The organism is Salegentibacter salarius (assembly GCF_900168265.1).
In the GTDB taxonomy this organism is placed as follows: Bacteria; Bacteroidota; Bacteroidia; order Flavobacteriales; family Flavobacteriaceae; genus Salegentibacter; species Salegentibacter salarius.
Window position 1 is genome coordinate 45,408 of the sequence record NZ_FVZF01000010.1, and the last position, 24,614, is coordinate 70,021.

The window sequence follows — 24,614 nt, forward strand, 5'->3', positions numbered from 1 at the left end:
GGGATTTTAAAGTTTACTCAACTCTTCTGCCATTTGTTGCTGAAGTACTTCCGCTTTGGCTCCGGCTATTTCAGCGAAATTTGAAGATTCTGAAGCGTAAATAATCTTTCGGGAAGAATTTACCAATAACCCTACATTCTTCGTCATTCCGTATTTACATACATCTTCCAGTTTTCCGCCCTGCGCTCCTACACCGGGAACCAAAATAAAGTTTTCAGGAATTATTTCCCGTATTTCTTTTAAGTATTCAGCTTTAGTAGCACCAACCACATACATTAACCTCTCGGAATTCTCCCAGGTTTTAGAAGTTTTAAGCACTTTTTTGTAAAGCTCTTCCCCATCAATTTCTTGTGTTTGAAAATCGAAAGCACCCTCATTAGATGTTAAGGCCAATAATATTGCCTGTCTATTTTCAAACTCCAAAAATGGCTCTACTGAATCTTTTCCCATATAAGGCGCTACAGTCACCGAATCAAACCCAAGATCCTTGAGAAAAGTTTTGGCGTACATCCTGGAGGTATTACCTATATCACCGCGTTTAGCATCAGCGATAGTATAGATTTCAGGATACTCGTGGTGAAGGTAATTGATTGTTTTTTCTAAAGCCTGCCAGCCTTCAACACCGTTGGCTTCATAAAAAGCGATATTCGGTTTATAAGCCACACAAAACTTATGAGTGGCGTCTATAATCGCTTTATTGAATTCAAAAATAGGATCGTCTTCAGATAACAAATAGGTTGGGATCCTGTCTATATCCACATCAAGTCCCACACATAAAAACGATTTCTTTTTAAAGATCTGTTCAGTTAATTCTTGCGGGGACATAGGTTAGATTTTTGTAATTAATATGGTTTAAAATATAAAAAGAAAATTCCGCTTTCGCGGAAAGTAATTCTTAAAATACGGGATTTGTCATACTTAGAATTTGAGACCTCCGCCTGCGCGGAGGTGACAATCTTTAAAAGATATCTGAATTTTCTTTAAGCTTCTCTGTATTTTCTACAAATCGCAATTCGTCCAGTATTTTCTGGATATCCCCATTTATGATGTTTGAAAGATCATAAAGGGTAAGGTTTATACGGTGATCTGTAACCCTTCCCTGGGAATAGTTATAGGTTCTAATTTTCGCACTACGGTCGCCACTGGAAACCATAGAGTTTCTTTTGGCAGCATCGGCTTCCTGCTTTTTAGCAAGTTCCATTTCATATAAACGGGAACGTAATACTCTAAAAGCTTTCTCCTTGTTCTTATGCTGTGATTTTTGATCCTGGCACTGTGCCACCAAACCTGTTGGCTCGTGAGTTAAACGCACTGCAGAATAAGTAGTGTTTACCGATTGTCCACCGGGACCGGAAGAACAGAAATAATCTATTCTTACTTCTTTTGGATCTATTTCAACATCAAATTCTTCAGCTTCAGGCAGCACCATTACGGTAGCGGCAGAGGTATGCACACGACCCTGGGTTTCAGTTTGCGGAACACGCTGCACACGGTGTACACCGGCTTCAAACTTCATTGTGCCATAAACATCTTCACCAGAAACTTCAAAGATCATCTCTTTAAATCCGCCACTGGTACCTTCACTATAATCTACAATATTATGCTTCCAACCTTTGCTTTCTACATATTTGGTATACATTCTATAAAGATCTCCGGCAAAAATACTCGCCTCATCTCCACCAGTACCGGCTCTAATTTCTATTACTACGTTCTTGGCATCGTCTGGATCTTTAGGAACCAGCATCATCCGTATCTTTTCTTCCAGCTTTGGCACTTCCTTTTCGGCTTCTTCCAACTGCATTTTGGCCATTTCGGTCATTTCAGGATCGCTGCCGTCGGCAATAATTTCCTTAGCTTCTTCAATATTATTGGTGAGCTCCAAATATTTTTCGCGCTCATCCATTAAAGCCCTAAGGTCTTTATATTCTTTATTTAGTTCTATATATCGCTTTTGATCTGCTATCACATCGGGTTGAATAATTAAATCATTCACCTCATCAAAACGCTGCTTTACTATATTAAGCTTCTCGATCATATAATCACTCTGATTTTTAGGAACACAAATTTACGATAAATTGATTGATTTATAAGATTGAAAAAAGAATTGTAAATTGAAATCTCCAAGAGGATTAAATGATAAGCAAAACAAGGGCGATCTTACATTTTTACCGACAATTTATTTTGGGGTCTATTTTATTGAATTTCTTTTTCCTGTTTTTCGGGAACCCTTTAGTATTTATCGTGTTATTCAAACTATTTCTTGGGGCCCTGATATTCTATTTATATAAAACTTCCTACAAACACCAGCTTTACTTTTACCAAAACCTTTCCCTGGGCAGCGTAAGGCTTTTTATCTTCGTCTTTCTCATAGATCTTATTTTCATCATACTTTCCGGCGGAATTTATTCTCTGATAATATGATCTTCGAAATTGATAATGTTGAACTTTATTTTGCCGAAAAGCAAATCCTAAATGGGGTTTACCTAAAAGCAGAAACAGGAAAGATAACCGGAATACTTGGGGCAAATGGTTCTGGAAAAAGTAGTTTGCTCAATATTTTCTTCGGAAGCTTACAACCAAGGCACAAACTGATTAGGATTGATAAAAAACCTTATCTGAAGCCACTTTTCAAATACGGAATGGTAACATATTTACCACAGCAAAATTTTATTCCGCCAAAAATGAAGCTTGAAACCTGCTTTCAACTTTTTAAGGTAGATGTAAATGGATTTCTACAGGACTTCCCTGAGTTTAGAAGCTATAGAAAAGCTAGAATGCGTGAATTTTCAGGTGGGCAACGGCGCATTATAGAAATTTATATTTGTCTAAATAGCAGAGCTGAACTTATTCTTTTAGACGAGCCTTTTTCACATCTTTCCCCGCTTTATATTGAAAAAATTAAAAGCTTAATTCAGGAATTAAAGAAAGAAAAAGCGATAATTCTTACCGATCATATGTATCGGCATATTTTAGATACCAGTGACGAACTTTACCTGCTAAAAAATGGCAGTACTAAATTGATTGACAAAACCAGCGAGTTGGAAGATTACAATTACCTTAAAGCGGGAACACTGTATTGAATTCAATTCATTTAAGATAACTACTCAGGCTAAACTTGAGCTTAAACCTCTCTTTGCTCCAAATTATTGTTGTTAGAATCTTCTATAGGTTTTATCCAAAAGAGAAGTAGCAATCCTAAAGCGAGAATATGGAAAAACCTATCGGGGTAATAAAACACAGGTACATCCAGATAGATTGCGATAAAGAAATTAAAATCAGAGAAGGCGAGAAAAAGCGCTGCCAGTAAAAAATAAAAACTTCTTTTATTACTAAATATGTTATTATACGTGAATGCTACCCCAACCAACAATATGGTTAATAGTGTGAGCGCTAAATATACCGGATAGAAATAATCGTATATAAAAGCTTCAGGCACCATAGCTAACAATTCAAACAATAAATAAATATTGATAGCAACCACGGCAATTCCCAGTATCAATTCAAAAAGCCTGAATTTTACAGATCGAATCTTTGGAAAAACAATAAAAATTAATAATGAGAAAATAAGCGACCTGGCGAGAAATGTTATAAAATTAAAAACCTGAAGTTCGTAATATACTAACGAGATATCGCAAATTAAGTAGGACACTAAAACATAGTCCATTTTGGACTTGAAAATTCCGAAGGAGAAACTCCATATCACAAAATAAAGCGAACTTGCTACTCTAAACCACCTGCTAATTTCTTCATCTAAAAAATAGACACTGAGTAGATTAATAATAACCCAGAATACTGTAGATATAATTATAAATTTGGAGCTGTAGAGATTCCGTATTTTCGCCAAAAGGATAGATTTTAAAGTTTAAAGAAGTACAAATATTCTTCTGAAATATTTGAAAATCATTTAAATAATCCGGTTTTAAGCCCCAACACCAGAAATAAGTTTAATTCAAAGTAAAGACGGATTATAAGTTCCGTGTCTCAAAAAGTAAGCCATAAGTCTGTTTAAATTTACAGCTCGAATAGCCAGGAATTACAAACAGAAGTTAATACTGAAACTCCCCGAACTCACTTTTTATAGTAAGTTTCTTTTCTTCTGAAGCTTCTACCCTACCCACAATTTGCGCATCTACATTAAAAGATTTGGAAATAGCTATAACCTCATCGGCAATCTCAGGGTTTACATAAAGTTCCATTCGATGGCCCATATTAAAAACCTGGTACATTTCTTTCCAGTCGGTTTTACTTTCCTGCTGAATAAGTTTGAAAAGCGGCGGCACTTCAAACATATTGTCTTTTACAATGTGCAAGTTATCTATAAAATGAAGAATTTTGGTTTGTGCACCTCCACTGCAATGCACCATCCCGTTAATTTCTTTATTGCTGAATTTAGAAAGTATTTTCTTAATAATTGGTGCATAAGTTCGGGTTGGCGAAAGCACTAATTTCCCCGCATCTATAGGTGAATTTTCAACCTTATCGGTTAAAGCTTTATTACCGGAATAGATCAAGTCTTCAGGAATATCGTTATCAAAACTTTCAGAATATTTTTCGGCTAAGATCTTAGAGAAAACATCGTGGCGCGCAGAGGTAAGTCCGTTACTACCCATTCCGCCGTTATATTCCTTTTCATAAGAAGCCTGCCCGGAAGAAGATAAACCAACAATTACATTCCCGGGTTTAATATTAGCATTATCGATCACTTCAGACTTTTTCATCCTGGCGGTTACGGTAGAATCTACAATAATAGTTCTTACCAAATCGCCAACATCGGCAGTTTCGCCACCGGTAGAATGAATTTCGACACCAAATTCTTTTAATTCAGCAATCAACTCTTCGGTCCCATTGATTATAGCTGAAATCACATCTCCAGGAATTTTATTTTTGTTCCGCCCAATGGTTGAAGAAAGCATAATATTATCTATAGCGCCCACACAAAGCAGGTCGTCTATATTCATTATCAAAGCATCTTGCGCAATTCCTTTCCAAACCGAAAGATCTCCGGTTTCTTTCCAATACATATAAGCAAGCGAAGATTTTGTTCCTGCGCCATCGGCGTGCATAATTAGGCAATGCTCATTGCTTCCGGTAAGATAATCGGGTACGATTTTACAAAATGCTTTAGGAAATAAACCTTTATCTACATTTTTAATGGCATTGTGCACATCTTCCTTTCCTGCTGAAACTCCGCGCTGGGCGTATCTTTTGCTTACTTCCTGACTCATAATTCCTGTATTAAAGCCCCAAAGATAAACAGATTAGATTTTTTGAAGCTAAGTACTTAATACTAATTTTCAACAAAAAAACCACGTGCATTATACACGTGGTTTTTTATACTTATTTAATTCAAAAAATTACCTGGTAAAAAGTAATTCTCTGTATTTAGTTAATGGCCAAAGCTCATCATCTACCACAAGTTCTAACTTATCACAGTGATATCTTATTTCGTCAAAGTATGGTTTCACATCATCACAATATGCAAAGGCACGCTTTTCAGCATCCTCAATCTTATTAGCGACTTTTCTAGCCTCGATCATTGCTTTAACGCCACTATTGATTTTTGCAATATGCGCAGATATCTCTTCGATGATCTCTAATTGTTCGTTAGAATGCTTTTTGAAGTCTTCATTATAAATATGTTTCAAGCCTTCTACGTTCTCAATAAGAATGTTTTGATATCGAACCGCCGTTGGGATCACGTGATTTCTAGCAATATCCCCAAGGATTCTACCTTCAATCTGGATACGCATTGCATAATCTTCAAGCTGAATTTCATGACGGGCTTCCAATTCGATCTGATTCATCACTTTTAAGTCTTTAAAAAGTGACATTGTCTTTTCAGAAACAAGTGCTTTAAGTGCTTGAGGCGTTGTTCTATTATTACTTAAACCACGCTTTTTAGCTTCTTTTTCCCAGGCTTCACCATAACCATCTCCTTCAAAGCGGATATTCTTGGATTGCTTGATATATTCTCTAAGCACGTTAAAGATGGCATCATCTTTCTTCATCTTTTCGCCCTTAATCAACCCGTCAACTTCGGTTTTAAAGTCATTAAGCTGCTTGGCTAAAATGGTATTTAGAATTGTCATAGGGTTACCACAGTTAGCGGTAGAACCTACTGCTCTAAATTCAAATTTATTACCGGTAAAAGCGAAAGAAGAGGTACGGTTACGATCGGTATTATCCAGTAAAATTTCCGGTATTTTACCAACTACGTTAAGTTTTAATTCTGTTTTTTCCTTAGGAGATAATTTTCCATCGGTTACTTTTTCTAATTCATCCAGCACTTCGGTTAACTGAGAACCAATAAATGCAGAAATAATTGCTGGTGGTGCTTCGTTAGCTCCCAACCTATGATCGTTAGATGCACTTGCAATACCCGCTCTTAGAAGTTCTTCGTTATCGTGAACTGCTTTAAGAATATTGATAAAAAAGGTAAGAAACTGAAGATTCTTCATTGGTGTGGTACCCGGAGCTAATAAATTTGTTCCAGTGTCTGTAGCCAAAGACCAGTTATTATGTTTACCACTACCGTTAATTCCGGCAAATGGTTTTTCATGTAGAATTACCTTAAAATGATGTTTTTCAGCAATTTTGCTCATAATATCCATAATCAATGAATTATGGTCTACGGCAAGGTTTCCTTCTTCAAAAATCGGAGCCAGCTCAAACTGATTTGGTGCTACCTCGTTATGACGTGTTTTTACCGGAATACCAAGTTTCATACACTCAATTTCCAGGTCACGCATATAAGCCAATACCCTTGATGGGATTGAACCAAAATAATGATCGTCTAATTGTTGTCCTTTTGCAGGAGAATGTCCCAACAAGGTACGTCCTGCCAAAGTAAGGTCGGGACGGGTTGCCGCTAAAGCCGAGTCAATAAGAAAATATTCCTGCTCCCAACCTAAAGTAGCTGTTACTTTAGAAACATTTTTATCAAAATATTTAGCCACAGAAGTTGCAGCCTGATCTACAGATTGAAGCGCTCTTAAAAGTGGAGTTTTAAAATCCAGAGCTTCACCGGTATAGGAAACAAAAATAGTAGGAATACAAAGTGTTGTTCCCCAAAGAAAGGCAGGAGAAGTAGGATCCCAGGCAGTATATCCTCTGGCTTCAAAAGTATTTCTTATTCCTCCACTAGGAAAACTTGAAGCATCGGGCTCTTGTTGCACTAAAGCACCTCCGCCAAATTTTTCTATTGCGCTTCCGTCGCCCTGAGTTTCAAAAAAGGCATCGTGCTTTTCCGCAGTTGCTCCTGTCAATGGTTGAAACCAGTGCGTATAGTGCGTTGCACCTTTAGCAATAGCCCATTCTTTCATTCCGGTAGAAATATGGTCTGACACTCTACGGTCAATTTTCTTACCAGTTTTAATAGCTTCCATCACATTCTCATAAGCTTCCTTGGTAAGGTATTGCTTCATGGAGGCTTCGTTGAACACATTTGTTCCAAAAAGCTCAGACCTTCTGGCCGGCTCTTTAATTTCAACCGGCTTACGGTTAAAAATTTCTTTTAAAGCTTCAAATCGTAAAGTTGACATATTGGTTTTGTTTGAGAATTTTGAATTTCAGCTAACAAATGTATGTATTTTTCAATACACCCCACCAAACAACTAGGCTCTGATTCTAATTTTTATGTTTTCCTTAATAGACCCCCTTAAAATTAACCCAAAAATGCAAGACCCGTAAAAATTACATAGCTCACAAATAAAATCGCACCTTTATACCTGTTGAAAAGGAACTTTTTTGGCAGAAAAGCAAGTGGCGCAATGGCAAAAGCAACTCCTATCATCCAAAAAATGTCATTTGTAAGTATTTGATCTGATTGAATATAGATAGGTTGAATCATTGCGGTGATTCCTAAAACCGAAGCAATATTAAAAATATTTGAGCCTATAAGATTTCCTAATGAAAGTGCTTTTTCCTTCTTTATTGCAGCAATAACTGAAGCAGCAAGCTCAGGAACACTGGTTCCTATAGCAATCATAGTAACCGAAATCACTCTCTCGCTCACGCCAAGCATGGTAGCAAGATCTACCGCACCATCTACCAGCAGTTCTGAACCTCCCCAAAGCGAAACACCACCAATAAGTAGCCAAATAATCATTTTAAAGTTAGAGGTGTCTTTTAAAGAATCATCTATACCTTCTATTGCTATCTCGGTTTTTCTGCGAGATCTTCTTATTAATAAAAACAAAAAGACTATTAGTCCAACAAATAATATAATACCTTCTAAACGAGAAATATTTCCACCGGTGCTTAAAAAATAATAGAGTGCAATAGAAAATATCATCATTGCCGGCCAGTTAAATCGGTAGAATTCCCTGTCTACCGCTATAGACGAAATTATTGCGGTAATACCCAGCACCAGTCCTAAATTGGCGATGTTGGAGCCTATTACATTTCCAAGGGAAATATCAGAAAAACCACTCAGCGCAGCCTGTAGACTCACTAAAAGCTCAGGAGCCGAAGTAGCAAAAGAAACTACGGTTAACCCAATTACCATTCGGGAAACGTTTAATTTGAAAGATAAAGCCACTGAAGCTCTAACCAAAAATTCTCCTCCTACTACCAATAAAACAAGCCCAATAAGAATAAAAGCAATACTCATCTAAAAATTTTTTGCGAAGATAAAATAATCTTGCCAGCTAAACTTAAAAGCATCCTAAATCAATTAAAAACCAATAATAAGGTCTTGTAACTATATTTTTAGTATAATTACGTTATTAACCGTTTAATTCATCATGCGAAAAGTCTTAATTAGCATACTTCTATTCTTAATTAGTTTCCACATCCAGGCACAAAAAGTCATCGAAGGTTTTGTATACAATGCAAAAGATACTACCGCTATAGTTTCGGCTTCAGTTTATTTTGGCGGCACCAGTATAGGAGTGGCTACCAACTCTAAAGGTTTTTTTTCAATTGAAGCGCCGGGGCAAATCAATCCGCCGCTTATAATTAGCTCTCTGGGGTATAAAGTTAAAGTGATTACCAACCTTTCAGAAGTCAGTAAGGAAAACCTAATTTTTTTAAATGAAAACCCAGAAACTTTAGAAACCGTTTTATTGGAAGCCGATCCCTGGACCAGAAGAAAAAAATTAGCGGAGTTTAAAAGAGAGTTTTTTGGCTATACCAAGGCCGCTTCTTCAATGATAATAGAAAATGAAGATATTCTTGAACTCAGTTATAGCCCATCTAAAAACACCTTAACCGCTAGCACATCCCAGCCCCTAATGGTTATTAACCGGTATCTCGGATATCTAATAACCTACGATCTAATTTCATTTAAACTTACCTATAAAACGAATAGCTCTGGCCTCACCTCGCCCTATATGAGCTATTATGAAGGATTTGCTTTCTTTGAAGAGTCTAAGAAAAAAATTAAAAATAGGTTTAAACGCCGTAGACAAAGATCTTATGAGGGTTCAATACTTCATTTTATGAGGGCTCTTAGAAATCGAAGTTTAGCAGCAGAAGGCTATAAAATTTTTAAAAATAAGACAGAAGTTAAACCTTATGAATATTTTAATCTTACCAGGAATGATGACTTGGTACGGGTAGATGTTTTATCCGATAAATTAAATATCCTCTATAAGGGTAGCGAGCAATCTGTATTGGAGGTAAATGGAAAATTTTCTATAGACAAATTAGGAAATTACGCCCCACAGCAAAATATCGTACTAAGCGGAAGTATGGGTGGCAAAAGACTGGCAGATTTATTACCTCCGGATTTTAATAAATAATAACTACTTTATTCGTTTCAAAACTATTTATTTCGTTATATTTGAAATAAACATAGAAAGATGAAACGATTAACCAATAAAGAAGAAGAGGTAATGCGAATTCTCTGGCAATTAGAGAAAGCCTTTGTAAAAGAGATCCTGCCCAAGATAAAAGACCAGAAATTGCATTACAACACCGTCTCTACCATAGTACGACATTTAGAAGATAAAGGTTTTGTATCTCACAAGGCTTACGGCAATACTCACCAGTATTATCCCGTGATCTCTAAAGAAGAATATAGAAAACATATTATGAGTTTAACCTCTAAACGGTTTTTTGATAATTCTTATAAAAGTATGGTTTCATTTTTTGCAAAAGAAGAAAAAATTAGTGCCGACGAACTCCGGGAAATCCTTGATATTATAGAAAAGGAAAAGAAAGCGTAGGATATGGAAGCATTACTAATCTATATTCTTAAAAGCGCCGGGCTGCTAAGTATTTTTTACCTGGCTTACCTTATTTTACTTAAAAGAGATACCAGTTTTCAGGCAAATAGGAAGTTTTTACTGGGCGGTATTTTGGCTTCTGCAGTTTTACCGGCCATTTATTTTACCCGAACAGTAGTTTTGGAAGCCAATAATTTTTCAGTAAATCAATTTCCAGTAGCTACTCAGCAATTTTCAGAAGAGATAACTTCAACTTTCAATATGTGGGAAGTACTCGGAATAATTTATATTTTGATCGCTACTTTTCTTTTAGGCCGAATTGCGGTCCAGCTATACAGCGTTTTCAAACTTGTTTCCACCAGCAAAATTTATAAAAGCGAGAAGTATAAGTTTATAAAAACCGATAAGACCTTAAGTCCGTTTTCATTTTTCAAATATATCGTTTACAATCCGTCAGAACATTCAGCAGAAGATCTTGAGATGATCTTACAGCACGAAAAAATCCACGCATCTCAACATCACTCCTTAGATATAATAATTGTCAACCTTACTACTGCCCTACTCTGGTTTAATCCATTGAGCTGGTTATATAAGAAAAGCATAGAACAAAATTTAGAATATATAGCCGACAGGGAGACCGTGGCAATTTCAGGCGCAAAAAAATCGTATCAGCAGGCACTGGTAAAAGTTTCTATTGCAAATATACAACCGGCGCTCACCAATCATTTTTATCAATCATTCATCAAAAAACGAATTCTAATGCTGAATAAAAAATCTACTCAAAATCCGGGGCTTTGGAAGATAAGCCTGGTTTTTCCCGCAATTTTGGCCTTTATGCTAACTTTTAATGTAAAGACCGAAGCACAAACCAAAAACGAGTTTGCCGTAAGTAGTGTTGAATATCACGATGATTTAAAAATTTCAGCGGTTATTACAAAATTTTCAGAAAAGGAAAGTTTTAAAAGGTTTTCTAAACTTTTTAAGAAGTATAATGTACAACTGGAGTTTTCAGAAATTGAATATTCCAAAGACCTCCTTACCGGTATAAAAGTTTCTTATTTAAATACTGAAACTAACGAAACCGGTGTTTTTTCTGCATCAAATTCTGAAGGAATAGAATCTTTTGAGTTTTATAAGAACGAAGGTAAAACCGGGTTTAGAAAGGCAAATGCTCTTATGAGAAAGGGTGCTATCTCTTCCAACGGAAGCCTTTTAAATGAACTTGGGAAAAATCCTTTATATATAATAGACGGTAAAAAATACGCTAGTAAAGAGTTAAATGGAAGGTACCTAGATATTACCAAAAAAGGGATTAGTATCTCCCTGCCGGAAGAAGCCCTTGAAAGATTTGGAAATAAAGCTCAGGACGGTGCGATTATCGCAAATAATGCCAGAATCATAGACGGTTTTAAAGAGGAGTTAGAAAGAATTGATGAAGAAAACATCGAAATTAAAAGGGAATTCCTACAAATAGAGCAGGGTAAAACCCCAACTTTAATATCCCTTAAAACTAATGCTGAAAAAACCACCCAGAAACGAAAAAATGCAAAAGCTAAAAGTGCTTCGCAAGACACTAAAGAAATTCCAGGCGACCCAATTTATATTTTAAACGGCGAAAAAAGCAAAAAGGAAATTATAGAACTTATAGATAACAAATTAATACAAGGCGTAACCGTGCTAAAAGGCGAGAGTGCTGTTTCCCTGTATGGCGAAGAAGCGAAGGACGGTGCGGTGATCATTACTACTAAAGTTTTGGATAAATCCAAAAAAGAAGAATCTAAAAAAGAAAAAGGGCATTCATTCGGAATTCAAAGATTTGAGAGGAAAACCGATTATGAAATAATTAAGCGAGAGGGCATTAGTTTTCGCACAGGAGAAGATATCAATGCTTTTCAGTGGAATAAAGAACCTGCCGAAAAAATTAATTTTTACATTAATGATGAAGAAAAAACTGGCCCAATAATAATTATTGATGGTAAAAAGAAAAACGGAGCCGCTTTAAAAGAACTTGAGCCTAAGAATATTGAAAAAATAAATGTGCTTAAAGGCGATGTTGCAATAGAGAAATATGGCAAAAAAGCCGATTACGGAGCTATAGAAGTTACTACTAAGAAAGAAGTCAAAGAATAATTTCGTTTTTTATTTTAATTTGAATTTAAAGGCAGGCTCATCACCTGCCTTTTTCTTTTAACTGATTTTCAATATCTTTGAAGTAAATGACTTCGAAGGAGGCTTTCACGTGTAAGATAGGAAATAATCTAATTTACGAATCAGGCCTCCAGGCAGTTAAATCTCGATTATCGAGTAAACCAACCAACTATGAAAAAGAAATTTTTTAAAGCGCTATCTAAGCTCAATAAAACAATCCTCCCCAATTATACCGAAAAAGAACTGGACCTAAGAAAAGCCAGTAAAATTCAAATGGCAATTATTGGTTGGAAATCCTGGGTAACCCGAAATTCTCTAGATTGATTCAATAGAATTTTAGTAAACTTCGGACAAAGTTCCCGAAATATAATTTGATATCCCAGTAAAACTCGGAGCATTTAATCTCGATTATCGACTAAAACAATTCGCTTCTACTTACTCATTTCTTTAGCTTTCTCACCAAGCTTTTTTACATTGGTTGGATATGGATTATCTTTTAAGGTTCTAGCCAAATGCACCAGGTTGTTCGCCATTAATAACAGCATATTATTGGTGAATTCGTGCTTATTGCCTTCAGCTTCAATATAACTTGGGCCGGGACCCGCTTCACCAACGTAATAAGAGAATCCGTTAACCGGAACACTAAACCCGTATTCAGAAAGGTCAAAAACCATACTCGAAATCGCCTTTTTAGCACCGTCTTCATTCCCGTTTACCATTACCCCTGCTACTTTGTTATAAGTTGGGAATTGCCCGTTTTCTTCATTTCCTTCTTCCATAATACCATCAAAACGCTCGGCTACCATTTTGGCTACTGCACCTCGATCGCCTCTCCAAATTGGTGTGGCAAGAATTACAATATCGGCTGCTTTAACCTTTTTTAAAATCTTAGGCCATTCATCTCCATTCCCTTCATCAGAGGTTACTCCAAATTTCACATCGTGGTCCACTACCCGAACAACTTCAGTAGAAACATCCAGATCCTGAAAAACTTTTTCGGCCTCCTCAATAAAGGCTTCGGTATTAGAAGTTTTAGGAGATTTTTTAAGCGTACAATTCAAAAATAAAGCTTTCAGTTTCATAATTTAGAATTTTTGGTTAGTCTGCTAACTTATTAAAAAGCCTAGCTTAAAGCAGTTAAGTCTTGGTTAAACATACCTTAGTGTTTTGTTAGAAGCCTTATATTTATAGCAAAGTATAATTATGATAAAAAAATACCTACTGCTTAGCCTTTTCTGTTTTTCTGCCATAAATCTTAATTCACAATCCTGGAAAAAACTTCCCGCCAATGGCGCATCCCAGGAAAGACACGAAAATGCTTTTGTACAGGCCGGGAAACGCTTTATTTTAATTGGGGGGCGCGGCAATAAACCTATAGATATTTATAATACCGAAAATCAAACCTGGAAAAAGGGCGCACAACCTCCATTGGAAATGCATCATACCCAGGCTGTAAGCATTGACGGACTAGTGTATGTTCTGGGAGCATTTACCGGTGGCTGGCCCGAAGAAGATCCTATTCCTAATATTTATATTTACGATCCTTTAGAAGATCTTTGGATAAAAGGCCCCGAAATTCCTGAAGATCGAAGACGAGGAGCAGCTGGTGTGGCCGTAAAAGATAAAAAGATCTATTTGGTAAACGGAATTACTAATGGGCATACTTCTGGTTGGGTAAACTGGTTCGATGAATATGATCTCTATAAAAACAAGTGGAACATCCTGCCAGACTCCCCAAATAAGAGAGATCATTTTCAGGCCGCAATTATTGGAAATATTCTTTTTGTTGCCGGCGGAAGAAAATCGGGAAGTGTGGAAGGCAACGGCTTTGCTGGAACCGTAAAACCAACCGATATTTATAATTTTGATACTGAAAAATGGACTTCTACCGCTAACATACCTACCCCAAGAGCTGGAACCGCAATTGGAATTATAGATGAGAAGCCGGTTATTATAGGAGGAGAAAGTGATGCACAGGAAGCAGCACATAATGAAGCTGAAGTTTTTAACTTTGCTGAAGAGAAATGGGATAGTTTACCGCCTCTAAATCAGGGAAGGCACGGTACACAGGCTATAAGTCTTAACAAACAAATTATTATTGGAGCCGGCAGCGGAAATCGTGGGGGCGGCCCTGAATTGAATACTTTTGAAATTTTTGCTCAAGACAATACACTAAATTTTAGTACCGAAGCAATTCTGGCTGGAGCTTTAAAAGCTTCCGAAACTAATCTGGATTTTTCTAAAAAGACCACCAGAAGCGTACGCATATCGCACAAAGGAGGAAACCAGGCTATTGTAATTACAGATATTAATGTGAGCGATAATTTTAAAATTCTGAATAAAAAAAGTTTACCATTTGTTTTAGCTCCACGCTCAGAATTTGAATTAAAAATAGAAGGAGACCAAAATCCAGGCAAACTTTCAATAAAAAGAACAGGCAAAAAAGAAGCTATTATTGTGAATTTAAATAATAAAGATTAGAGAATAAAAGAATACTGCATAGCTTTTGTGTAGCAAATAATTCCAGGTCTAGCTTGACTCATTCAATCTCTTTTTTTAAATTTTCTTCTTATATTTCAAGGCTTGGAACAATCGTTAAAATTTAACTAAATCTTGAACAAACATATTTTTGTAAATTATTTTTGCCCCGCATATTAAATTATTAAACGTCCTTAGTATAACTTGATGAAGAAACCCGAACCAGGCAAGACCGTAAAACGACTTTGGAACTTACTGGAATTAGATAATCGTGATGTAAAACATATACTTTTTTATGCACTTTTTGCCGGTTTAATTAACCTGGCCGTGCCTTTAGGCATACAGGCTATTGTTAACCTTATTCAGGGAGGTAGAGTAAGCACAAGCTGGATTATTCTTGTTATTCTAGTAACCCTTGCCGTAGGGATGGTTGGCGTTTTTGAACTGCTACAACTTAGACTGGCCGAGAATATTCAGCAAAAGATCTTTACACGCTCTAGCTTTGAATTCGCTTATCGGTTTCCAAAAATTAAGAGTGAAGCTCTGCAAAATATCTATCCGCCAGAATTAGCAAACCGTTTTTTTGACACCATTACCGTTCAAAAAGGTGTAAGTAAAATTCTACTTGATTTACCCTCTGCCGCAGTTCAAATTATTCTTGGGGTAATCCTGCTATCGCTTTACCATCCGTTTTTTATCCTGTATGGCTTATTACTTGTTTTACTACTCTACCTCGTTTTTAAATTTACGGCAGCAAAAGGTTTAAAAACTAGCTTAGATGAATCTAAAAATAAATATCAGGTAGCTTATTGGATACAGGAGATTGCACGGAATTTAAATAGTTTTAAAATTTCCGGTCGTAGTAAATTAGCAATTCGAAAGAATGATCGTTTAACTGCAGCCTATTTAAAGGAAAGAGAAGATCACTTTGGCGTACTTAAAATTCAATATATTAAATTAATTGTTTTTAAGGTGCTTGTAGCCGGGGGGCTATTAGCTATCGGGGGAATATTAGTTTTAAATCAACAAATGAATATTGGTCAGTTTGTTGCTGCCGAAATCATTATTTTATTGATAATTTCTTCCGTAGAAAAATTAATTCGTGGCCTGGAAGATGTCTACGATACTTTAACTTCACTGGAAAAACTTGGGCAGGTAGTTGACAAGCCTTTAGAAGCTTTTGAAAATCAGAATTCTGTTGATGCCTCAAACGGAATTAAGTTAGAATTAAAAGAAGTAGCCTTTGAGCCCGAAGGCCATACGGTTCTAAAAGGAATTAATTTTACATTAGCACCGGGAAAAAGCTTACTGATTTCGGGACCTGCCGGAAATGGCAGAACCAGTCTTCTAAAGCTTATTTCGGGTATTTTCACTCCTACCAAAGGAAAAATTTATATTAACGATACCGCAAGGCACACCTTAGTTTTAAATGAATACAGGCAGCATCTGGGCACTATGTTACCAGAAGAAATCCCATTTGAGGGCAGCCTTTGGGAAAATATCACTTTTGGAGATGAATCTATTTCAGATCAGAATATAGATTGGGCCCTGGAGCATTCTGGCTTAAAAGAATTCGTAAAAGATCAACCCGACGGGATATTTTCACAAATTCATCCAGAAGGCAGGTACCTGTCTACCTTAATAGCAAAAAGGATCATCTTAGCACGAGCTATTGTAAGAAAACCTTCAGTATTAATCTTAAAAGAACCGCTTGAAAAATTTGAACTTCAGGAAAAGAAAAGAATATTAAAATTTTTAACCGATCCTAAAAACAATTGGAGCTTAGTAGTGGCCAGCAATGATGAATTATGGAAAAATGCTAGTGATCAACGCCTGGAATTGCAGGATGGTAGAATCGTTAAATCCCTGTAGTTATGCTGAATATTTCTGAAGAAAAATTAAACGAGCGCATAGATATAACGGATTCCGTATCGGGTAAATTCGTGTTTTTTAGAACACATTACGCCATCTTTAATAAAGTACTTATTGGGCTTTTTGTTTTATTCTTAATCATTCTCTTTTTACCCTGGACACAAAATATTAGGGCTACCGGGAATGTAACCACCCTAAGCCCGGAACATAGACCACAAACCATTCAATCTCCAATTCCCGGCCGTATTGAACAATGGTATATCAACGAAGGGGATTTTGTAAATAAAGGAGATACAATTTTAAGGATTTCTGAAGTAAGCAGTGATTATTTTGATCCGCAGCTAATTAGCAGAACTTCAAGCCAGATCGATGCCAAAAACCAATCGGCGCTCACTTACGATGAAAAAATTAATGCTCTAAGACAGCAGTTGGAGGCCCAGGAAAACGAAAGAGAATTAAAGCTAAGCCAGGCAATCAATAAAATAGAACAGGCACGTCTAAAAGTAAGAAGCGACAGCATAAAGCTTGAAGCCGCGGAAACCCAGGTAGAGATTGCGAAGACACAATTTGAAAGACTGCAAACGTTGCAGGAAGAAGGTTTATATTCCCAAACCGATTTGGAGGCCAGGCGCTTAAAATTACAGGAAGCACAAGCAAAATTAATTGCCCAGCAAAATGATCTATTATCAAGCAGAAACGAGGTAATTAATGCTGAGATCGAGATCAATAGAATTGGCGCTGAATATGCTGATAAAATTTCGAAAACAAGACAGGAAATTTTTACTTCGCAAGGCAGTCAATTTAGCACACAGGCTGAAGTAGATAAACTGGAAATTGAACTTTCTAATTACGAACAACGCAGTCAATTATACTATATTCTTGCGCCACAGGATGGCTATGTAAATAAGGCATTACGTGCCGGTTTAGGCGAAACGTTTTCACAGGGAGAACAATTGGTAGGTATAATGCCTTCTAATTACCAAATGGCAGTAGAAACCTATGTTAGACCATTAGATCTACCTTTAATTCACGTGGGTGAAGAAGTACAGATACAATTTGACGGTTGGCCTGCTATAATATTTAGCGGTTGGCCTAATCTTTCCTACGGTACTTATGGCGCCAAGGTGGTAGCGGTAGAAAATTATATTTCTCCCAATGGTAAATACCGGGTATTATTAGCGCCCGATCCAGATGATAATCCCTGGCCAAAACAAATTGGTATTGGAAGTGGAGCTCAAACTATTGCGTTGCTGGAAAATGTTCCGATTTGGTATGAACTATGGCGAAATCTAAACGGTTTCCCACCTAATTATTATGCGCCAGAGAATGGCACACAAGAAAAACCGGCAAAAAGTAAAAGTAAATAACTTCGGAGCAAGCTCACGAAGCATTATTATTGGAAAATATGATTTGATTTCGGGGCAAGCCTCGGAGCATTAAATCTCGATATCGAGTAAAAAGTAAACCGAAAAATGCGCTTAGCACACTATTTCTTAATGCTATTTTTTGTTTGTTCTTCTGCATTGGCACAAACAGACAGTTTAAGTTATACCGAATTTCTTGATAAGGTAATAAGTGAACATCCCGTGGTACGGCAGGCAGCACTGGTAAGAAATATAGGTGATGCCGAAGTTCAGTCGGCCAGAGGTGCTTTTGATCCGCGCTTTGTGGTAGATTATAAAGAAAAGGAATATAAAGGCACAGAATACTACGATCTTCTGGATGCTCAATTGCAAGTACCTTTGTGGTATGGCTTAAAATTGAAAGGCGGATTTCAACAAAGCCAGGGTGCTTATGTGAATCCTCAAAACCAGGTGCCTGAAGCAGGTCTTTATCAGGCCGGGATAATTTTATCCCTTGGCGAAGGCTTATGGATAAATAAACGAATGGCCGGCTTGCGAAAGGCCCAGGCTTATAGAGAACAAAGCAAAGCCGAACGGCAACTTTTAGTAAACGATATTCTTCTGGAAGCTTCCTTCACTTATTTTGAATGGTTAAGAGCACACGAGAAACTGGATATTTTTGAAGATTTTCTAACAAATGCAAACGAGCGTTACCGTGGGATTAAAAGAGGTGCCGAAACAGGAGAAGTAGCAGGAATAGATACGGTTGAAGCCCGACTTAACATCCAGCAGCGTAAATTGCAAGCCAACCAGGCCGCAGTAGATCTTAGAAAAGCCAGGTTAAAACTCTCTACCTATTTGTGGAGCCAGGATCAACCCTTGCTTTTACAGGAAGACGTGGCCCCGGTAGAAACCGATATAATCTTGGGAAACCTGCTTTCTGAAATACCAGAAACAAATTTTGAAACTCATCCGCAATTGGTTTTTTACCGTCAGAAGATACAAGCGCTGCAGATAGAAAAACGCTATCGTTTCAATAAATTATTGCCGAAAATAGATCTGGAATATAATTTTTTATCAGAAGAAACTGATAATTTCGAAACCTTTAATTCAGGCGCCTATAAAGCAGGACTAAAATTTTCTATGCCTTTATTTCTAAGAAAAGAGCGCGGAGATCTTAAGGTTGCAGAATATGAACTACAGGATGCTAAACTGGAACTCAACCTAAAAGACAACCAGTTGCAGGCGCGTATTAATGCTATTCAACAACAGCTTCAGGCGTTTTTGGAACAAATTGAAATGACCCAACAAATGGTAACCGATTCTAATACGTTGCTAGATGCTGAAGTACGAAAGTTTAATTTTGGCGAAAGCTCAATCTTTCTTATAAACACTCGCGAAAGCAAATTTATTGAAGCCAGGCTTAAACAATTAGATCTTCAGATTAAATTTCTCAAAACCCAGGCTGAATACTTACAAGCCCTTGGTAGCAATGCAGTGCAATAATATGGAGCTACTTTTAAAAGGAAAATGATTTCTAAATTTCAGTATTTCTTTTAAGCATTTAAACCCATTAATTTGTAAGTTAGCTTAAATATAAATAACTCTTAAAATCAAAATTATGCTGACTAAAACTTTAAAATCAGTTACTTTTTTAGGCATTTTTCTTTTCATGGTTTCCTGCGGGGAAAGTACTGATACTGTAGAATCTGGAACTTACCAGGGAACAATAGAAGAAGTTGAAGCTTCTAAAGATGAGATTTACGTAAAAACAGACGACAACAAGACTTTAGAGCTTTATTTCAAAGAAAATACCGAGTTAACCAGAAATGGTAGCACTGTAGATTTTTCAGAATTGAAAGAAGGTCAAAAAGTAGAAGTTGAAGTAGAAAAAGTAGGAAAACGTTTAGATCCTATTTCTGTAAAAATTATGGAATAACATGGATCAGTTATCTGATTTTTGGCGGACAGAGGTTTTTCATCCTTTGTCCGTTCATTTTCCTATCGCCATTCTATTAGTTGCATTTTTGTTTAAGCTAATAGCACTGGGCTCGGCAAAAGACCTCTGGAAACAAGGAGGAACTTTTTTACTTTTGTTAGGCACGATAGGGGTTTGGATTGCAATTTACACCGGTGATCTTGCCGATGGAATTGTCTCAAGAAAAATTTGCGATCCCACCGTTCTTAAAGAACATCAAAACCTGGCCTATGTAACCGCCTGGCTTTTCACCGCCTCCCTCCTTCTGGATCTATTAAAATTCTCAAGAATTCAATTTCTTAGCCAAAAGAAGAGTTTATTATCTATTCTTTGTATTATCACTTTGTCAATAGGCTCCGGTTATCTTATGTATGTTGGGCACTTAGGCGCTACTCTGGTTTACCAGCAGGGAGCAGGTGTATATAATCCTTCGGAAGATTGCGCTGAATTTAATTAAATAAGTTTCAGCTTCAGAACAACTATTTTTTAGTTTTCAATTTCTCAATCCGAATTTAAACTTTTTTATTTCCTCATTTCGCCTCAGCTTTACTAAAGCCTGGGAACTATTTTTTGCATCCACTACTACAACTTTCTATGCTGAATTATTTTCCAGCAATTTGTTAGATAGATATTTGAACATATTCCTACTGAATATCTTTATTTCACAATATTTCCATTTCAAAATCTCCCTATTTAACCTGCTTAGGTGCTATCCTTTCCAGCTTACTAATATTTATTAGGAAGTTTCATTAAATCAAATTCAGGCAAGCCCAGGATATTCAAATCTGGGTTATCGAGTAAAAGCTGAATTCTTATAGCAAAACCTGATATTCATCATAGCATAGTATTAATTATTCCACTATAGCCTTCTATGCCTCAGGCCCTTGTGTAACAAATGTAGCTGTAAAGGGTCGACTTAGCTTCTAATTTTGTGCTGTAATTCAGAAATAAAATTGCCTTAGCTATTGGCAAAACCTCAACTGCTCAGGTGAAAAATTAATAAGAAAACAACCTTAAAAAATTATTTATGAAAACTGTTTTAGTTTTAGGAGCCGGCACAGGCGGAATCGTAACCGCCAGGGAATTAAGTAAACACAGTGGCAACGAAGAAGATATCAACCTGGTAAAGATCCAGGTTTTTGAGAAAGGAGAAACCAGTCTTTTTTCGCCTTCGTTACCCTGGGTAATGGTTGGCAACCGAAAACAAGAAGAGGTAACAAAAAATATTAATAAACTGCAAGCCTCCGGACTTGAAGTTATCCAGGGAGATATTGAAAATATAGATCCTAAAAATAAAAGCATTACTGTAAAAGGAAAGCAGTATATGGGAGACCATATGGTAATTTCCCTGGGCGTTGAACAAACAGATATTTATAACCTTGATCAATTCGGCCATAACTTCTTTACGCTAAAAGGCGCTGAGAATTTCCATGCAGAACTTAAGAATTTTGACGGAGGCGAGATTGCCATCCTGGTTTCTTCCCTTCCCTTTAAAAGTCCGGCGGCACCTTATGAAGCAGCTATGCTTATAGAAGATTTTGTAAGAAACAGCAACCTCAATAATAAAACTACAGTATCACTTTTTACTCCTGAAGCCGGCCCTATGGAATTTGCAAGTGCTGAAGCTTCTGAAGAATTAAAAGACTTGTTGAAAAAGAAAGGGATAAGGTATTATCCAAATCATCAGCTTACTAAGGTTTCTGCTAATACATTAGAATTCAATAACGGCAAAAGTTACTCCTATAATCTGCTGGCCTATACTCCAAAGCATCAATTGCCCGAGGTCATTAGGAACAGCGACTTAGCTGGAAATTCTGGTTGGGTTGAAGTAGATAACCAAAGTCTGGAAACCAAATTTCAAAATGTATACGCTATTGGAGATATCACTCACCTAAAAACTGAAACCGGCACCGTACTTCCAAAAATAGGAGTTTTTGCCAGGCAACAGGGAGAAGTGATAGCTCATAATATTAGTCGAAAAATGGACAATCGAGAACCGGATAAAATTTTTGAACCACATGGGAAATACTTTATCGAAGCAGGTGAAGGAAAAGCCAGTGAAAGCGGCGGAAAATTTTCAGGGGAAGAAAATAAAGAGGTAAAGATGAAAGATCCGGCCCAATGGAGCCATTTCTCTAAATGGTGGGATGAAAAATTCTGGTTCTTCAAAAACTTTTAATCCGAAATATAAAAGCGAAATGATGAAAATCAAATATATAATTATGCTGGTAAGTTTACTTCCGGGAATGTGGCTACAAGCCCAGGAAGTACGGCCAATTTCCAAAAGTGAAGCCATAGAATTGGTGAAACAAAATAACAGGGAGATCAAAATATCTCAACAGGAATTCCTGGAATCCCGGGGAGATTTTAGACAAACCAATTCCATCTTTTTACCCAATGTAGCAGTATCACATTCGGGAATGACTACCACCAATCCTTTAATGGCATTTGGATCTAAACTCAACCAGGGAATAGTTACGCAAAGCGATTTCAACCCGGAATTGTTAAACAATCCGGATAGGATCAACAATTTCGCCACTAAGATCGAAGTAGAACAACCGCTTATCAATGTGGATGGAATCTTTCAACGTAAAGCTGCGAAAACTAAGATGGCTGCAACGGCTTTAAAAACAGACCGCACCATAGATCATATGGTTCTTGAGGTTGAAAAAGCTTATATGGAGTTGCAATTGGCCCAAAAGGCTGTAGCTGTTCTGGAAAGTGCTCAAAAAGCAGCTCTCGCCAATAAAAAACTGGCGGATGATAATTACGAGCAGGGTTACCTGCAAAAATCTGATTTATTATCTGTGGAGATAAGGGTTTCTGAAGTTAATAATCAGCTGCAATACGCCAAAAGTAACGTCATAAACGCATCCGATTATCTTGCCTATTTACTGAACGAACCCGTTAATACCATTTTTGAACCTACAGATTCCCTGGAAGTTTCTCTTCCCGTACAGGAGAATGCTGAATCGGTTTTTTTAGAACGTGCAGATATTCGTGCTATGAAACTGGCAACAGATGCCCGTGAAGAAATGTTACAGGCAGATAAAATGTCTTTCCTGCCTAACCTAAATGCCTTTGGCAGTTATGAACTCTATGATGATGAGCTCTTTGCTGGCGATGCCAGTGGATATATTGCCGGAATACAATTAAAATGGGATCTCTTTGAAGGTTATAAACGCTTCGGAAAACTTCAAAAAAGCCAGGCAACTTACGAGAAAGCCAGGCTTGAATATGAATCTTATGTTTCAAGAAGCGAAATGGAAAGAAACAGGGCCAGCCGCGCAGTAAAAGATGCTGAAAATAAGCTTGAACTTACCCGTTTAGCTCTGGAACAGGCCGAAGAATCTTTGAGAATACGCGCTAATAGATTTGAGCAGGGACTTGAAAAAACGAGTGACTTATTAGCCGCAGAAGCTCAATTATCCCAAAAACAACTAGAATACGCACAAACAATTTATGAATACAATTATGCTCAGGCACAATTGGAATTTCTAATAAACTAAACTATCAACTTATGAATACTAAATTATATATAATAGGTCTCCTGGGTGCAACAAGCCTCTTTTTTAGTTGCGGAGATTCTCCGGAAAAAAATACTACCGAAAATACAGCGCCTGTAGAAGTAACCGTAAACACTCCTACAGAATCAGATCAATCTTTTATCACTTTCAGCGGAAAAGTAGAAGCGGTTGAAAATGCCACTTTAAGCACTAGAAATATGGGTTATGTTACCCAGATAAATGCCAAAGTTGGAGATAAAGTAAAAAAAGGCCAATTGCTGATTGCGATCAATAATGCCGACTTACAGGCGAAACGTGCCCAGGTAAATGCGGGCATCACTGAAGCCCAGGCGGCTTTTAACAATGCCCAGAAGGATTATGAACGTTACCAGGCCTTATTTTCTGAGAACAGTGCTACCCAAAAGGAAATGGATGACATTAACGCCAGGTATGAAATGGCCAAAGCCCGACTTGAAGCAGCCAGGCAACAAAAGAATGAGATCAATGCTCAATTTGCCTATTCAAATATCACAGCTCCCTTTAGTGGTGTAGTTACCGATAAAAATGTGGAAGTTGGTGATATGGCGAATCCGGGAATGCCATTGCTTAGACTGCAAGTGCCGGGCAATTTTGAAGTGCGGGCAAGTGTACCTGAATCTGAAATAGCTTCAGTAGAGCAAGGAAAAAAAGTAGATGTACTCATTAAATCTTCGGGAGAAACCCTGGAAGGAGTGGTTTCAGAAATAAGCACTTCAGCCAGTAATTCCGGAGGGCAGTATACTGTAAAAATAGCTTTAGATCAAAACGATGCCGAAATCTATTCAGGAATGTATGCCAGTGTTCAATTTCCTACCACCGCCGGGGATAAAAGAGAAATGATATTAGTACCTGAATCCGCAATAATAAACCACGGCGATCTGCAGGGCATTTATACGCCAAGCGAGCAGAACACCGCTATTCTAAGATGGGTAAGACTTGGCAAAAAGGTAGGTGATAAAGTCGAAGTATTATCAGGTCTTAGTGCCGGGGAATCTTATATCACTTCTGCCGAAGGAAAACTCTATAACGGGGCCAGCCTCAATATTCAGTAATAAGTCTCCGCGGGTAAAACCTCGAAGTA

21 protein-coding genes are annotated in these 24,614 nt (G+C 37.2%); 14 read left to right on the top strand and 7 right to left on the bottom strand.

What is annotated here, in order from left to right; genetic code table 11:
- Positions 1–6: 6 nt before the first annotated feature.
- Entirely contained in the window at positions 7–825 is an 819-nt protein-coding gene (gene pyrF / locus B5440_RS07455; RefSeq protein ID WP_070052842.1) for an orotidine-5'-phosphate decarboxylase, read from the bottom strand.
- Positions 826–958: 133 nt separating this feature from the next.
- On the bottom strand, positions 959–2,035 hold the full coding sequence (gene prfA, locus B5440_RS07460) for a peptide chain release factor 1 (RefSeq protein ID WP_070052840.1): 1,077 nt from the start codon (positions 2,033–2,035) through the stop codon (positions 959–961).
- A 382-nt stretch (positions 2,036–2,417) separates the two neighbouring features.
- Between prfA and B5440_RS07465 the strand changes: the two genes are divergently transcribed.
- Positions 2,418–3,080, top strand: a complete 663-nt coding sequence (locus B5440_RS07465) for an ATP-binding cassette domain-containing protein (RefSeq protein ID WP_070052838.1) — start codon at positions 2,418–2,420, stop codon at positions 3,078–3,080.
- A 41-nt stretch (positions 3,081–3,121) separates the two neighbouring features.
- Here the strand turns inward: B5440_RS07465 and B5440_RS07470 are convergent, their stop codons facing one another.
- The 4 genes from B5440_RS07470 to B5440_RS07485 form a co-directional block, all read right to left on the bottom strand.
- Complete coding sequence (locus tag B5440_RS07470) at positions 3,122–3,649, bottom strand: hypothetical protein (protein WP_141728103.1); 528 nt, start codon at positions 3,647–3,649, stop codon at positions 3,122–3,124.
- Between the two features lie 397 nt (positions 3,650–4,046).
- Positions 4,047–5,225: an AIR synthase related protein gene (locus B5440_RS07475; protein WP_070052835.1), complete on the bottom strand. Its 1,179-nt coding sequence runs from the start codon at positions 5,223–5,225 to the stop codon at positions 4,047–4,049.
- Positions 5,226–5,354: 129 nt separating this feature from the next.
- Entirely contained in the window at positions 5,355–7,541 is a 2,187-nt protein-coding gene (locus B5440_RS07480; RefSeq protein ID WP_070052834.1) for a glutamine synthetase III family protein, read from the bottom strand.
- A 122-nt stretch (positions 7,542–7,663) separates the two neighbouring features.
- Complete coding sequence (locus B5440_RS07485) at positions 7,664–8,611, bottom strand: calcium/sodium antiporter (RefSeq protein ID WP_070052832.1); 948 nt, start codon at positions 8,609–8,611, stop codon at positions 7,664–7,666.
- 133 nt (positions 8,612–8,744) lie between these two features.
- On the opposite strand from B5440_RS07485, the gene B5440_RS07490 reads away from it, so the two are divergent.
- The 4 genes from B5440_RS07490 (at position 8,745) to B5440_RS07505 (ending at position 12,641) form a co-directional block, all read left to right on the top strand.
- Positions 8,745–9,743, top strand: coding sequence for a carboxypeptidase-like regulatory domain-containing protein (locus B5440_RS07490; protein ID WP_070052830.1), 999 nt, complete (start codon positions 8,745–8,747; stop codon positions 9,741–9,743).
- A gap of 60 nt (positions 9,744–9,803) precedes the next feature.
- Complete coding sequence (locus B5440_RS07495) at positions 9,804–10,169, top strand: BlaI/MecI/CopY family transcriptional regulator (protein WP_070052828.1); 366 nt, start codon at positions 9,804–9,806, stop codon at positions 10,167–10,169.
- Positions 10,170–10,172: 3 nt separating this feature from the next.
- A complete protein-coding gene (locus B5440_RS07500) occupies positions 10,173–12,299 on the top strand; it encodes a M56 family metallopeptidase (protein WP_070052827.1) in 2,127 nt (708 codons plus the stop codon).
- 189 nt (positions 12,300–12,488) lie between these two features.
- Positions 12,489–12,641, top strand: coding sequence for an SsrA-binding protein (locus B5440_RS07505; protein WP_070052825.1), 153 nt, complete (start codon positions 12,489–12,491; stop codon positions 12,639–12,641).
- 107 nt (positions 12,642–12,748) lie between these two features.
- Here B5440_RS07505 and B5440_RS07510 read toward each other — a convergent pair whose 3' ends face one another.
- Positions 12,749–13,399 carry a flavodoxin family protein gene (locus B5440_RS07510; RefSeq protein ID WP_070052823.1) on the bottom strand — a complete coding sequence of 217 codons (651 nt, stop codon included), beginning with the start codon at positions 13,397–13,399 and terminating at the stop codon, positions 12,749–12,751.
- Between the two features lie 121 nt (positions 13,400–13,520).
- On the opposite strand from B5440_RS07510, the gene B5440_RS07515 reads away from it, so the two are divergent.
- The 9 genes from B5440_RS07515 to B5440_RS07555 all read left to right on the top strand — a co-directional run bounded on the left by B5440_RS07515 (position 13,521) and on the right by B5440_RS07555 (position 24,585).
- The gene (locus B5440_RS07515) at positions 13,521–14,798 is read left to right on the top strand and encodes a Kelch repeat-containing protein (RefSeq protein ID WP_070052821.1); all 1,278 of its coding nucleotides are present in this window, start codon (positions 13,521–13,523) and stop codon (positions 14,796–14,798) included.
- Positions 14,799–15,002: 204 nt separating this feature from the next.
- Positions 15,003–16,667, top strand: coding sequence for a peptidase domain-containing ABC transporter (locus B5440_RS07520; RefSeq protein WP_070052819.1), 1,665 nt, complete (start codon positions 15,003–15,005; stop codon positions 16,665–16,667).
- Positions 16,668–16,669: 2 nt separating this feature from the next.
- On the top strand, positions 16,670–18,034 hold the full coding sequence (locus B5440_RS07525; RefSeq protein WP_070052817.1) for an HlyD family secretion protein: 1,365 nt from the start codon (positions 16,670–16,672) through the stop codon (positions 18,032–18,034).
- 105 nt (positions 18,035–18,139) lie between these two features.
- Complete coding sequence (locus B5440_RS07530) at positions 18,140–19,516, top strand: TolC family protein (protein ID WP_070052815.1); 1,377 nt, start codon at positions 18,140–18,142, stop codon at positions 19,514–19,516.
- Positions 19,517–19,631: 115 nt separating this feature from the next.
- Entirely contained in the window at positions 19,632–19,949 is a 318-nt protein-coding gene (locus tag B5440_RS07535; RefSeq protein WP_070052813.1) for a hypothetical protein, read from the top strand.
- 1 nt (position 19,950) lies between these two features.
- On the top strand, positions 19,951–20,445 hold the full coding sequence (locus tag B5440_RS07540) for a DUF2231 domain-containing protein (protein ID WP_070052812.1): 495 nt from the start codon (positions 19,951–19,953) through the stop codon (positions 20,443–20,445).
- A gap of 570 nt (positions 20,446–21,015) precedes the next feature.
- Positions 21,016–22,167, top strand: coding sequence for an NAD(P)/FAD-dependent oxidoreductase (locus B5440_RS07545; protein WP_070052811.1), 1,152 nt, complete (start codon positions 21,016–21,018; stop codon positions 22,165–22,167).
- 19 nt (positions 22,168–22,186) lie between these two features.
- Positions 22,187–23,497, top strand: coding sequence for a TolC family protein (locus tag B5440_RS07550; protein WP_070052914.1), 1,311 nt, complete (start codon positions 22,187–22,189; stop codon positions 23,495–23,497).
- Positions 23,498–23,508: 11 nt separating this feature from the next.
- The gene (locus B5440_RS07555) at positions 23,509–24,585 is read left to right on the top strand and encodes an efflux RND transporter periplasmic adaptor subunit (RefSeq protein WP_070052810.1); all 1,077 of its coding nucleotides are present in this window, start codon (positions 23,509–23,511) and stop codon (positions 24,583–24,585) included.
- The last annotated feature ends 29 nt before the right edge of the window (positions 24,586–24,614 follow it).